This is a genomic window from Cellvibrio sp. KY-GH-1 (assembly GCF_008806975.1).
In the GTDB taxonomy this organism is placed as follows: Bacteria; Pseudomonadota; Gammaproteobacteria; order Pseudomonadales; family Cellvibrionaceae; genus Cellvibrio.
Map to the genome: position 1 here is coordinate 5,674,016 of NZ_CP031728.1, position 13,567 is coordinate 5,687,582.

General features: G+C 47.7%; 11 protein-coding genes. 9 read left to right on the forward strand and 2 right to left on the reverse strand.

From position 1 onward, the window contains the following. Positions 1 to 108 precede the first annotated feature (108 nt). From D0C16_RS23575 to D0C16_RS23605, 7 genes are all read left to right on the forward strand, one after another. Positions 109 to 846: a hypothetical protein gene (locus D0C16_RS23575; RefSeq protein ID WP_151034683.1), complete on the forward strand. Its 738-nt coding sequence runs from the start codon at positions 109 to 111 to the stop codon at positions 844 to 846. A 324-nt stretch (positions 847 to 1,170) separates the two neighbouring features. Further along, complete coding sequence (hrpA, locus tag D0C16_RS23580; RefSeq protein ID WP_151034684.1) at positions 1,171 to 5,133, forward strand: ATP-dependent RNA helicase HrpA; 3,963 nt, start codon at positions 1,171 to 1,173, stop codon at positions 5,131 to 5,133. Between the two features lie 249 nt (positions 5,134 to 5,382). Further along, entirely contained in the window at positions 5,383 to 5,745 is a 363-nt protein-coding gene (locus tag D0C16_RS23585) for a hypothetical protein (RefSeq protein ID WP_151034685.1), read from the forward strand. Between the two features lie 5 nt (positions 5,746 to 5,750). Then, positions 5,751 to 6,590, forward strand: a complete 840-nt coding sequence (locus tag D0C16_RS23590) for a DUF692 domain-containing protein (protein WP_151034686.1) — start codon at positions 5,751 to 5,753, stop codon at positions 6,588 to 6,590. Beyond that, a complete protein-coding gene (locus D0C16_RS23595; protein WP_151034687.1) occupies positions 6,587 to 7,327 on the forward strand; it encodes a DUF2063 domain-containing protein in 741 nt (246 codons plus the stop codon). Before D0C16_RS23590 ends, D0C16_RS23595 begins: the two co-directional genes overlap by 4 nt. Before the next feature lie 298 nt (positions 7,328 to 7,625). Next, positions 7,626 to 8,615 carry a porin gene (locus D0C16_RS23600; RefSeq protein WP_151034688.1) on the forward strand — a complete coding sequence of 330 codons (990 nt, stop codon included), beginning with the start codon at positions 7,626 to 7,628 and terminating at the stop codon, positions 8,613 to 8,615. A gap of 101 nt (positions 8,616 to 8,716) precedes the next feature. Continuing rightward, positions 8,717 to 9,199: a hypothetical protein gene (locus D0C16_RS23605; protein WP_151034689.1), complete on the forward strand. Its 483-nt coding sequence runs from the start codon at positions 8,717 to 8,719 to the stop codon at positions 9,197 to 9,199. A gap of 75 nt (positions 9,200 to 9,274) precedes the next feature. Here D0C16_RS23605 and D0C16_RS23610 read toward each other — a convergent pair whose 3' ends face one another. After that, complete coding sequence (locus D0C16_RS23610; RefSeq protein ID WP_151034690.1) at positions 9,275 to 9,778, reverse strand: DUF934 domain-containing protein; 504 nt, start codon at positions 9,776 to 9,778, stop codon at positions 9,275 to 9,277. After that, positions 9,762 to 11,426 carry a nitrite/sulfite reductase gene (locus D0C16_RS23615; protein ID WP_151034691.1) on the reverse strand — a complete coding sequence of 555 codons (1,665 nt, stop codon included), beginning with the start codon at positions 11,424 to 11,426 and terminating at the stop codon, positions 9,762 to 9,764. The genes D0C16_RS23610 and D0C16_RS23615 overlap by 17 nt, the downstream gene beginning before the upstream one ends. Positions 11,427 to 11,680: 254 nt before the next feature. Between D0C16_RS23615 and D0C16_RS23620 the strand changes: the two genes are divergently transcribed. Further along, the gene (locus D0C16_RS23620) at positions 11,681 to 12,346 is read left to right on the forward strand and encodes a pseudouridine synthase (RefSeq protein WP_151034692.1); all 666 of its coding nucleotides are present in this window, start codon (positions 11,681 to 11,683) and stop codon (positions 12,344 to 12,346) included. A 145-nt stretch (positions 12,347 to 12,491) separates the two neighbouring features. Further along, positions 12,492 to 13,499, forward strand: coding sequence for a glycoside hydrolase family 16 protein (locus tag D0C16_RS23625; protein ID WP_225318834.1), 1,008 nt, complete (start codon positions 12,492 to 12,494; stop codon positions 13,497 to 13,499). Positions 13,500 to 13,567: the final 68 nt, after the last annotated feature.

Below are 13,567 nucleotides of genomic sequence, written 5' to 3' on the forward strand. Positions count from 1 at the left end.
TACAAATTTAATCGATAAGTTGGAAAGAGTCTTGCAGTTAGGGACTTGTGGGTTGATTTTTGTTCAAAAAATTGACGCACTTTCAATAACTAATAAGGAGTCATTCCAATGAATAAAGTATTTGCTGCTATTGAACAACATAAAAACCATTTGGCTGAGCATTCTTTTTGTCAGCATCTACGCAACTCCGAATATCCTGATAAATCCATTTTTTCATTTGTGCCGCTCATGAGCTTTTTCGTGTTGGGTTTCAGGGATTTGTTGGAGTATTTGCGCGTTCCCTTTCCCAGTAATCAAACCGAATTTCTGCTGAACGAACATTGCACCGAAGATAGCGACCATTGGTTGTGGTTTTTGCATGATTTGGAGACTCTGGAATTGCCGGATAGCGCCTGGGGAGGAGAAAAATTTTCTGATAGCTTGCATTTAATATGGGCACCACAGAATGCGGCGATTCGTCGTCAAATCTACGACATTATTGTGCTGATAAACAACTGCAAAAATGCGCAAGAAAAACTGGTAATTATCGAGTGCCTGGAAGCCGCATTTGCCGCGTTTATTGAAAGCTTGAATGTACTGACCAAGCGTATGGGTGTCTATCAACAGTTGGTGTATTTTGGGGAGCATCATTACGACAAAGAATCTGAGCACACTATGGGTAGCTGGCTGGACTCCGCGGAGCCGAAGACAAAAAAAGCAGCGCGAGCGGAAGGCACTATACGTAGTTCGCAAATGGAGCAGATGATTGATGATATTTTTCAGGGGTTCGAAGCTATGTTTAGCTGTTGGGAAAAAGGTATTGAAACTTCACAGCAAGACTCAGTGCGCGTGGCCTGGTTGCAATAAGCCGCATTATAAGGACGAGGCTGGTAAGGGATTTGTGAAAATTTTGTGGAGTAAGTGATTGTGTATACCAAAAGCAGCCGTGGCTGGAAAACCAGTCACGGCTTTTTTATTGGTCGCGGTATTTTATTGCAGGCGTCGGACCCACCGTCATCCTATTAATGTCTTGGGGAGGTGCAGGCTGTCCAGAGTGTCCAAACGTATGGGGCCCGCGCTACAAAAACTGACTTGCAGGGGCCGGCTGTGTTACCTATCATCCACGGCCAGTTGAGTCCCTGTTATAGCGCTGGATCAATGTTTGGTATCGGCGCAGCAAGTCGAGTTGATATGTCTAATCCCTGGTCAAGTTACAAGCAATCCGTTACCCAGGTAATGGGGCGCGATTATCACAAGTTGGTTCGCCGATTAAGCGAGATCGAAAAGCTCGCGCGTGCCGAGAAGCCTTTTGATCAAGCGCTGGAAAAATGGCAACAACAGCTTGCGCATTCGCAAGCCGAAGTTATGCGCCGTCAAGAGCTTGTTCCTGCTGATATTGAATTCCCTGCGTTACCGGTGTGCGAAAAGCGTGAAGAGATTGCGCAAATTATTGCCGCTAATCAGGTGGTAGTGCTCGCCGGTGAAACCGGTTCCGGTAAAACGACCCAGATTCCGAAAATTTGTTTAAGTATTGGTCGCGGTGTTAAGGGCTTGATCGGTCACACCCAGCCGCGCCGAATTGCCGCCAATACTGTTGCCAATCGCATCGCCGAAGAATTAAAAACCACACTCGGTGAAAAGGTGGGTTATCAGGTCAGGTTCAGTGATCAATCCAATGAAAACACCCTGATCAAGGTGATGACCGATGGTATTTTGTTGGCAGAAATCCAGCATGATCCGTTTTTAAATAAGTACGATACGCTGATTATCGACGAAGCCCATGAGCGCAGTCTGAATATCGATTTTCTACTCGGCTATTTAAAGCAGCTGTTGGCCAAGCGCCCGGATTTAAAATTAATTATCACCTCGGCCACTATCGATCTGGAGCGCTTCTCGCAGCATTTTAACAATGCGCCGATTATCGAAGTCTCCGGTCGCACCTATCCGGTGGATGTCTGGTATCGCCCGCTCTACGAATTTGAAAACAGTGAGGGTGAAGATGCCGAGCCGGATCAATATGCGGCGATTGTCGATGCGGTGCGCGAAATCGAGCTGCATGAAAAAACCGGTTCGGGTGTGCGCGGTGGCGATATCCTGGTGTTTTTAAGTGGTGAGCGCGAAATTCGCGAAGCCGCCGATGCGTTGCGCAAAGCCCAATTTGCCCATATGGAAGTCATTCCGTTTTACGCGCGTCTGAGTTTGGCGGAGCAACAAAAAGTGTTTGCGCCTCACACCGGCCGCCGTATTGTATTGGCTACCAACGTAGCCGAAACCTCGATCACCGTACCGGGTATTCGCTATGTCATTGACCCGGGGTTTGCGCGTATCAGTCGCTACTCCTATCGCACTAAAGTGCAGCGCTTGCCGATAGAGCCGGTTTCGCAGGCGAGCGCGAATCAGCGCAAGGGTCGCTGCGGGCGTGTGGCGGAAGGTATTTGTATTCGCTTGTACAGCGAGGACGATTTTAAGTCCCGCCCTGAGTTTACCGATGCTGAAATTCTGCGCACCAACCTTGCCGCCGTAATTTTACAAATGCTGCAATTGCGCATGGGCGATATTCATAAATTCCCATTTATTGATGCACCTGATCATCGCCTGATTAGCGATGGGTTTAAATTGCTGGAAGAGCTGCACGCGGTTAACAGCAAAAACCAGTTAACGCCGGTGGGCCAGCAGTTGGCCAAACTGCCGTTGGACCCGCGCCTGGCGCGCATGATGTTGGCGGCGCAGGAGCAATCCTGTATTCGCGAGCTATTAATCATTGTTAGCGCGTTGTCGGTGCAGGACCCGCGCGAACGGCCGGTGGAAAAGCAACAGGCCGCTGATCAAATGCATCGCCGTTTTTGGTCCGAGCATTCGGATTTCCTTGGTTATGTCAGCCTGTGGGATTATTTTGAAACCCAGCGTCAGGAACTCTCACAAAATCAGCTGCGCAAACTCTGCAAAAAAGAATTTCTATCTTACTTGCGTTTGCGCGAATGGCGCGATGTGCACCACCAGTTGTGCGTGGCGATAAAGGATTTGGGTTTTCGCATTAATAGCGAGCCTGCGAATTACGAATCTATTCATAAAGCGCTTCTGACCGGCTTGTTGGGAAATTTGGGATTCAATCACGAAGAGCGTGAATATTTAGGGGCGCGTAATCGCAAATTTGCGATTTTCCCCGGCTCGTCGCTAGCGAAGAAAACGCCCAAGTGGATGATGGCGGCAGAGTTAATTGAAACCTCCAAATTATTTGCGCACACAGTAGCGAAAATTGAACCTGAGTGGGTGATTGGTGCAGCAGAGCATTTGATCAAGCGGCAACATTTCGAACCTCATTATGACTCGCGCGCAGGCCAGGTAATGGCCTACGAAAAAATTACGCTTTATGGTTTAACGATTGTTGAGAAAAAATCGGTTAACTACAGCCATATAGATGCAGCGCAAGCGCGAGAAGTATTTATTCGCGCAGCCTTGGTGGAAGGCCAGTACGCGCAGCACCCCAAGCGCAAACATTTGCAGCAGCAAGCAGGCTTCACGGATTTTTATACGCATCAACAGCAATTGTTACTGCAGTTGGAAGCGTTGGAAGCAAAGTCTCGCCGGCGCGATATAGTGGTGGATGAACAGGTTATTTTTGATTTTTATAACGATCGAATTCCATCTGATGTGGTAAATCTCGCCGGGTTTGAATCCTGGCGAAAAAAAGCGGAGCAAACCAACCCGCAATTGCTGTATATCACGCGAGAAACATTAATGCGGCACGGTGCGGGTGAGATCACCGAAGCGCAATTCCCCAATGAGCTGGAATGGCGTGGCATGGTGTTTCCGCTGAGTTATCATTTTGAACCCAAGCATGCATTTGATGGTGTGAGTATCCACGTACCTATGAGCGTCCTCCATCAAGTGCCCGAGCAGCGGCTCGAATGGTTAGTACCGGGTATGTTGCGCGATAAATGCATCGGCTTGATTAAATCCCTGCCTAAAAACCTGCGCAAACATTTTGTACCTGTGCCGGATTTGGTGGATAAATTGTTGGCTGTAATTACGCCTGACAATAAACCGCTCAGCGAAGCCATGGGGGTACAATTAAAACGCCTTACGGGCGTGGATATTCCGAAAGAAGCCTGGTTGGAAACCAATGTGGATGATTACTATCGCTTTAATATCCATGTAGTAGATGACAAAGGCAAAGTAATTGCGAGTGGCCGCGAGTTGAATCCGCTACGCGAAAAGTATCGTGAAAAAGTGCAGCAAAATATCCAGTCGGCAGCAACCGATATTGAACGCGATGGTATTACTGCCTGGGATTTTGATGAACTGCCACAGGCTATACAGTTGCCACGTGGTGGAATCAGTATTCGTGCTTATCCCGCACTGGTGGATAAAAATTCCAGTGTGGCCTTGCAGGTGCTGGATAATCCTTTGCAAGCCTTGGATTTTACTCAACGCGGCTTAACACGCTTAACGTATTTATCCCTTGGGCAAACTGTTAAATATTTACACAAAGAATTATTAAAAGGGCAGGAGGTTGCGCTGACCTTGGCAGGAATTGGCAGCCGTGATCAGGTGGTTGATGATTTAATTATGGCAGCTATCAAACAACTAGCTTTTGCCGATCAACAGCAATTGCCGCGCGAAAAATCGTTGTTTGAGTCTTTATTGCAAACGATCAAAGATAAATTAATTTCCCACGCGCAAGAGCTGGCGAATCAATTAATTACCAGTTTGAAACTGTTGGTCGAGATTAAAAAGCAGCTTAAACAACAAAAAAATATGTTGGTGCTCGCGTATACCATTGGTGACATCAATCAACAGCTGGCGCAGCTCTATTACCCTGGTTTGGTATACAAGACACCGTCGCAATGGTTGCAGCAGTATCCCAAATATATGCGCGGCATCCAGCAACGGCTGGAGAAGGCGGCGTTAAATTCCCAGAAAGATAAGTTGCAGCTGGCAGAGGTCGCACCGCATTGGCAGCGCCTCGCAGATTATCTGGCGAAGGAAGGTGATTATCGCCTTGGGCAGTTGTCGGAGCTGATGGAATACCGTTGGTGGGTGGAAGAACTGCGCATCTCCTTATTCGCCCAGACCTTGAAGACCCAGGTGCCAGTATCCGACAAACGCTTGGATAAGCAGTGGGAGCAAGCTCTTTTACAAGCCCAAGGGTAGCCAATAGCCGGCGAAAAATTAGGCTGAGATAAATAATAGGGTAAATATGTGTTGGTGTTGTAACAAAGTCAAATGAGGCTAGTCTATAAGTCACCAACAGCGAACTGGGCGAGGGTAGGTGTGGCAAGCTTGTGAGCAAGGCCCAGCTATTTAGTAGGTAATGCGGTTAATATCAGTTTGCTTTAGTGGTACAAAAATCCGATGACATTTTCTATCACCCTGTAACTATTGAACGAAAGGAGTTTTTCCATGAATAATAAAATTTCTAACCTGTCCGCAATGATTGGTGCTGCGTTCGTTGCTTCCGCCGCCTTGGCTCCGGTAGCGTCCGCTGCAGATACCACCTTTAGCGCAACTCAACTGCAAGCAGGTTACACCTTGGCTGATAACAGCGCGACTAAAACTGAAGGCGAACACAAGTGCGGTGAAGCAAAATGCGGCTCCGACAAAAAAGCTGATGGTGAGCATAAGTGCGGCGAAGCCAAGTGCGGCGCTGATAAAAAAGCTGAAGGTGAACACAAGTGCGGCGCTGATAAAAAGGCAGAAGGCGAGCATAAGTGTGGTGAAGCTAAATGCGGCGCCGATAAAAAAGAAGAGAAAAAAGCTGAGTAATCTTTATGGCTGATGCAGCTGGCAATTATTCAGCAGCTGTTTCCGGTGCAGGCCTTGGCTTGCGCCGGACGCTAATGAAAACCTTGGCAGATTTGAACACTAGCGATATTCAGTTTATGGAGGTTGCTCCAGAAAACTGGATTCAGGTTGGCGGCCGTTTAGCAAAACAGTTGCGGGCCTACACAGAGCGTTTTCCTTTTGTCTGCCATGGATTATCCCTTTCTATCGGTTCCCCCGCACCCTTAAACACTGACCTCTTGCATTCGATCAAACAATTAATGCGTGAGCACGGTATTCGCTATTACAGTGAGCATCTGAGCTATTGCAGTGATCAGGGCCAGTTATACGATTTGTTGCCTATTCCCTTTACTGAAGAAGCCGTTGAATATGTGGCTGAACGCATTTTGCGGGCGCAGGACATTTTAGGGCAGCGCATTGCTATCGAAAACTCTTCCTACTATTACGCTCCACAGCAGGAAATGAGTGAAAGCGAATTCATTAATGCCGTGGTGAAAAAGGCCGATTGTGCGCTCTTGCTGGATGTAAATAATATTTACGTTAACAGCATCAACCACAAGTATGATCCCTATGAGTTTCTTGCCAGTCTTCCCGGTGAGCGCACGGCTTACGTACATATCGCCGGGCATTATGAAGAGGCGGAAGATTTGCGCGTAGACACTCACGGTGCACCGGTGATTCATCCGGTGTGGCAATTGTTGGAAAAAACCTACGACTTATTTGGCGTGAAACCAACACTGTTGGAGCGCGATTTTAATATCCCGCCGCTGCCTGAATTGTTGGCAGAACTCAATGAAATTAAAATTCGCCAGCAGAGTGTCTTATGAAAAGTTTCCAACACACTCAACTGGAGCTCGCGCGTTATTTGCGATCACCGGAAGCGAGCCCGGCGCCCATGCAAGTGGAAGAACGTCGTTTGCATATTTATCGCGATTTGATTTACAACAATATTGAGAATTTTATTGCTAATGTATTTCCTGTTACTCGCTCAATTCTAACGGATGATGCATGGCACAGATTAATCCGCAGCTTTATCGCACATCACTATTGCCAGACTCCCTATTTTTTACAGCTCAGTGACGAGTTTGTGCAATATTTGCTGCAGGAGCGTGGACTGCAGGAAGGCGACCCTGAGTATTTACTGGAGTTGGTACATTACGAATGGATTGAGCTGGCATTGGATGTAAGTACTGAGGTCATTCCCGAGGCGGGTGTCTGGCCAAAGGATCTTGATGACTCTCGCCCGCGAGTCTCACCAGTGGCGGTCTGCCTCAGTTACCAAAACCCGGTACAGAAAGTCTCTGCGACCCACGCCAATTTGACGCCGGAAGTAACACATTTGTTGGTTTACCGTAATCGCAATGACAAGGTTTGTTTTGTTGCAGCTAATCCACTGACAGCGCGCTTGTTGTTTTTATTGCAATCGGTTGATCAACCTTTAATCGCTCAACTGCAAACCATTGCCCGAGAGTTACAGCATTCCGATTTTGATTTGCTTAAAAAACAGGCAGTTTTGTTGTTGGAAGGTCTTTATAAAGATAGCGTTATCAGTCATTTTGAGTAATATGTATCCTCATTTGCACTTTTATGGATGATATAAGTGCCTTAAATACGATTTAAGGCGCAAAAATAGTGCAAAAAGTGTGAATTTTTGATTTAAAGCTAGGATTTATCACAGTACAGCCATTCATTTCTTTATATAATCTTGCCCCGTCAATAAGACACTCCGGTTGTCATATTTCTGTAATCATCCAGTCACACAATGGCAACCCGAAAGACACATAAATGTAATCTTTAAATTCGAAACACCTGACTCACCGATGCTCTATGCATCACACACACACAATCAAGGAGACAACTCCATGAAAAAAACATTATTAGCCGTGACCCTCGCTTCTCTGTTCCCGCTGGCAGCTGTTGCTGACGTAGTCGTATACGGTAAAGCCAACGTTTCCCTGCAAAGCACCGACGAAGCTAGTTATTCAACTGCTAACGGCAATCAGGCTGATGGCAGCAAAGTAGAGTTACTGAGCAACGCTTCGCGCATCGGTGTAAAGGGTGGTGAAGAAGTTAATTCGAAGTTGAAAGTGATTTACCAGTTTGAATACCAAACTGAAGTGGATGACGGTACCAACGGTTCACAAACTTTCGGCCAACGTAATATTTTTCTGGGTCTGCAAGGTGTAGCTGGTACCATTATGGGCGGTCACTTTGATACCCCAACTAAAGTTGCTCAGGAAAAAATTGACCTGTTCAATGATCTGGAAGGCGATATTACCAACATCTTCAAAGGTGAAAACCGCGTAAGCAACATCGTGCAATACGTAACCCCAACTTTCGGCGGTTTCGCAATTGCTGCTGCCTACACCTCTGAAGAAAACGACGGTACCTTCAAACAAGCGGGTACTCCAACCAATGGCGCGTCTGTATCTTTCAGCTATACCAGCCCGGTATTCTACGGGGCTATCGCAACTGATCAGGACGTAGAAGCTGATGGTATTAGCCTGGTTCGCGCTGTCGCTCGTTTGACTTTGGGCCCTGTGCAATTAGGTGCGTTGGCTGAGCAATACGAAAACGACAATACCGGCTACGATGAAGACGGTGCGTTGGTTTCTATCCTCTGGAACCTGACCGACAAGTGGGCCGTAAAAGGTCAATTTGGTGACTCTGACGTAAGATGGATCGATGGCGAAGCCGCGAGCGTTGGTGTGGATTACAAAATGACCAAAAATGCCACTTTGTACGGTTACTTCACTTCAGTTGAAAATGGCATGAATGACGCTACTGAACCAACTGTTGACACCTATCGTGATGATACTTACGGTGGTGTTGGTGTGGATTTCAAATTCTAATTCGTGACTGCGAATTGCAATTTGTAAGCAAAGGGTGCGTAAGCACCCTTTGTTATTTTGGGAAATGATATTTTATTGTTAACGATATTCAGGAGTGATCCATGAAATCTCTTGCGTTTTGCCTGTTGTTGGTAGCATTTTCAGTAGAAGCCAGTGAAGCAGCTAAAAAAAACTGTGAAGCAGCTGTGGATGCAGCCGACTCGATGAATGTGAACCAGCAAGATTGCGATTATTCCAACGAAGGACTGAACGGGTTTTTGCAGAAAGCGTTTAAAAAAGGAGAAGAGGGTGCTGTACTGGAGACTACTGGTGCAGAAAAAAATACTACCGCTCCAACCACACAAGATGCGCCTGCAACACAAGAAGCTTCTGCACAAGGCTTGCGCACATCTAAACAGAAAGTTGAACAGAATTTTATGTTGCGCGTAGAAGTAGATCAGTGGGCTAATCTGCCCGTGGCGCGTGCACAATTATTACCAAAGGCGTTGGAAAAGTGTGGTAATGGTTTTGCGATTATTGGTGAGCATTACCGTGGTTTGGCGATGGGACGAATCGAATTGGCATTAACCTTTCGCTGTGACTAGCCCTTAGTCTGAATAAATTGTATAAATAAAAACGCCGCTATAAAGCGGCGTTTTTTTTTATTTCTGTGTTGGCTATCAAGCCCGACGCCTAAAGAGCGGCAGTGGTTGATCTACAGCAGCTTGATAATATTCCTGCAGGTCTTGCAATGATTTTGCCGCTTCATCCAGATTTATTTCAGGATTGGCAAAGGCAAACGCATTAACACCGCAGCGGCGCAAGTAGCAAAGTTGGTCGCGGATAAAATTGCCAACGGCACGCAGTTCGCCAGTGAAGCCATAGCGCTCGCGCAGCAGGCGCGCGCTGGAAAAAGCGCGGCCATCCATAAACAGCGGAAAGTTAACGCCGATCACCGGGAAGCGATTCGCCTCTGCACCTATTAACTCGGCGCTTTCATCGCTGTCCAGCCATACACCAATATCAGTGCGTGTTTGCAGTGTTTCCTTTTGGGCGAGCCAAACACTAACGGGAATAATGACCTGACCCGCAGGAACTTCTGCAGCAGCGGCTTCGCCTTCTGGTTTAGCGATCAATGTCCAGGTGTTTTCGACAATCAAGCCGTCTTTAATTAGCTTTGGCATAAACTTTCTCCTTGAAGGGAGCTGCGCCTATACGGCGGTAGGTATCGATAAATAATTCTTCAGCGGTGCGGTTGGCGAGATATACATCTACCAATTTCTGGATAACGGTTGGCATATCTTCCGCACTGAATGATGGGCCAAGTACATCGCCCAGCGAAGCGTCGTTACTGGCGTTACCGCCTAACTGCACTTGATAAAACTCTTTACCCGCTTTATCCACGCCCAAAATACCAATGTGGCCGACATGGTGATGGCCACAGGCATTCATACAACCGGAAATATTCAGGTCGATATCGCCCAGGTCATAAACATAATCCAGGTCTTCAAATTGACGTTGAATGGCTTCAGCAATTGGAATGGATTTCGCGTTAGCCAGTGAGCAGAAGTCACCGCCGGGACAGCAAATAATATCGGTAATGGTGCCGATATTGGGCGTTGCAAAACCGGCCGCTTTGGCTTTTTGCCAGAGTGTAAATAATTCAGTTTTCTTCACGTCAGCCAGCACGATATTTTGTTCATGCGTAGTGCGTGCTTCACCAAAGCTGAATTCATCAGCCAGGTTGGCGATGATTTCCAACTGGGAATCAGTAATATCGCCAGGCGCAACACCAGTTGGTTTCAGCGATAAAGTCACCGCAGCATATCCGGGAACTTTGTGCTCGCGCACGTTGCGTTGTAGCCACTTGCCGAACGCAACGCTCTCACTCGCTTGTGCGTTTACCGCAGCTTGTGCCGCAGCATTATCAATAGTGTCGTAGGCGGGTGCAGTGAAGAAGCCTTTGGCACGCTCGATTTCATCGCGAGTTAATTTGTTGTAGCCATCTTTCAAGTATTGCCATTCAGCTTCAACTTTTTGTGCGAAGACTTCCGGCGTCAGTGCGCGCACCAGAATTTTAATACGGGCTTTGTATTTGTTATCGCGGCGACCGTAGAGGTTGTATACGCGCAGGATAGCTTCCAGGTAAGACAATAAATCTTCTTCTGGCAAGAAATCGCGAATGGCGGAGCCAATACAAGGAGTGCGGCCCAGGCCGCCACCGACATAAACTTGAAAACCGACTTCGCCTTTTTCATTCAGCAATATTTGCAGGCCGATATCATGCACTTGCACCGCAGCGCGATCTTGTGTCGAACCTGTTACTGCAATTTTGAATTTACGTGGCAGGAAGGCAAACTCCGGGTGGAAGCTGGACCACTGGCGAATAATTTCGCAGTAGGGGCGTGGGTCCACAATTTCATCGGGTGCTGTGCCGGCAAATTGGTCAGAGGTAGTATTGCGGATACAGTTACCGCTGGACTGGGTACCGTGCATGCCGACATCCGCAAGCTCTGAAAGAATATCAGGCACTTCGGTCAGATCTGGCCAGTTGTACTGGATGTTCTGACGGGTACTAACGTGGCAATAGCCTTTGTCGTAGTGACGGGCAATATGGGCCAGCTTACGGATTTGGGTGGAGTTAATCATGCCGTAGGGCACGTTAATTCGCAGCATGGGGGCCAGGCGTTGAACATAAAGGCCATTCTGTAAACGCAGTGGCAGGAATTGTTCGGGCGGTAATTCCCCGGCCAGAAAGCGCTCGGTTTGGCCGCGGAATTGAGCAACGCGCTGACGCAGGATGCTATTGTCGTACTCGTCGTAGATATACATGGAGCTAGATACCTATCTATAAGAAAAAGGCCATCACGGAATGGCGCAGTAGGCTGGAAATTAAGGCGCGCAGGATACAGGAAAAGCCGCTCTCCGGCGAGTTTTGCGCCGGCACGATAACAGTCGTCTTCGCGGATGTGAATAACCCTTTGGGCCTAAGCTTGTTCCGCAAGGTTATGATGCGCGAATTTATTGGCTTGGGGCTGGTATCATGCCCATATTGATTTTTTTTCTATCTATTAACTATTTCGCTTATGCATGCCGATATCGACCAATTATATGTACTTCCTCCTTGTACTGCGGATCTGAAAATCCTGCGGGTAGACGTGGATTTTCTTCTTATCAACAAGCCGACGCGCTTGCTCAGTGTGCCCGGTCGCCATCCGCAAAATCGCGATTCGGTGATTAGTCGTTTGGAGATGGATTACCCGTCTGCGGCCATAGTGCATCGTCTGGATTTCGATACCTCTGGCGTTATGGTGATTCCGTTGAATAAGCCGGCTTTATCGCATATCAGCAAACAGTTCCAGGCGCGCGCGGTGAGCAAGCATTATCTGGCGGTAGTTGCCGGGTTGGTGGAACAGGATGAAGGCGTTATTGATTTACCGATCGCGGCAGGTGAGGGCCCTAAATACAAAATCTGCCATGACACTGGTAAGCCCTCAGTAACAGAATTTAAGGTGTTAGAACGCGATACCAGTGCGAATACTACGCGGGTGTTACTGCATCCAATTACGGGCCGTTCACATCAATTGCGTTTGCATTTGCAGGCACTTGGGCACCCGATTCTTGGATGTGAGTTTTATGGCGGAACCTATTCGCACTCGGCAACGCGACTGTTGCTTCACGCGCGGGATTTGCAGTTCACTCATCCAACCACCGGGGAACAAGTTTTTATCGCTGCTGAAGCTGATTTTTAATTCAAGCCCAACCATTTTTAGATGACTATGTAAATTCCAGTTAAGGTTTTATGAGAAAGATAAAATCAGTTTGACAACGTTGTCTGATGCGCGAGAATAGCGCCTCCAAACACAATCGCCAGAGCGATAAAGAGGGAGAAAGGCAATGAATACAAAAATAATTCTGCTTACCAGCGTTGTTGCAGCAAGTATCGGTTTTACCGGCTGTGATTCGGGTGAGAAAAAATCTGATAGCGCGCAGCCGGAAACTGCCAATCCGCAGCCAGTGCAAGCTGCACCCGCGCCAGTAGCGTCGGTACCTGTTTTCTTTGACGATTTCAGTTATGCGGATGTGGTCGGCTTTTATAACAATGGCTGGAAGGTTAGAACCGAGACCGGTCACCCGGGCATAAAAGGTGCTACCTGGTCGGCCGAGGGCTTGTCGTTTCACCAGGATATTAGCGGCGCAGAGAACGGCGCAATTCGCATGAGTTCAGTGACGGGCGGTACTGGGGAAAACACTCGCCACACCCAGTTCTGCCATGCGCGCAAATATCGGGAAGGTACCTATGCCGCGCGCATATTTTTCCGCGACGAACCAAGTTATGGTCCCGACGGCGACGAAGTTATCCAAACGTTTTATGCGATCAGCCCGCTAAAAGCGCCGATGGATAAAAACTACAGCGAAACGGATTTTGAATATCTTCCTAATGGCGGCTGGGGCGAAAACACTGTGCCCGCACTGTGGACCACCAGCTGGGATACCTTTCAGTTAGAGCCCTGGACCAAGGTCAATGAATATACTCGCAAAGCGGGCAGCTATGCAGGCTGGCACACACTGGTGCTAACCGTGGCGGACAACAAGGTTATTTATTATGTGGATGGACAATTATTTGCCGAGCATACCAGTGCGGTGTATCCGGAGGATTTTATGTCCATCAACTTTAATTTGTGGTTTATGCCGAAAGGCGCAGATGGTTCGCAAGGCCCGGTAGATTCACCAGAGCTGCGTGAATATCAGGAAGATATTGATTGGGTATTTTTCCGCGAGGGCGTCGCCTTATCGACGGCAGAAGTTGAAGCGCTGGTTGCTGGCTATCGCAGTAATAAAGTCGCGTACCTGGATGGCGTGAAAGAGCAAAATCCACCGCTACCATCACCTTGCGGTTTATAACTACTTTGTAAATAAAAAATGAAGTAGTAAATAAGAGAAGCAGTAAATAAAAAGCCCCGCGCATGGTA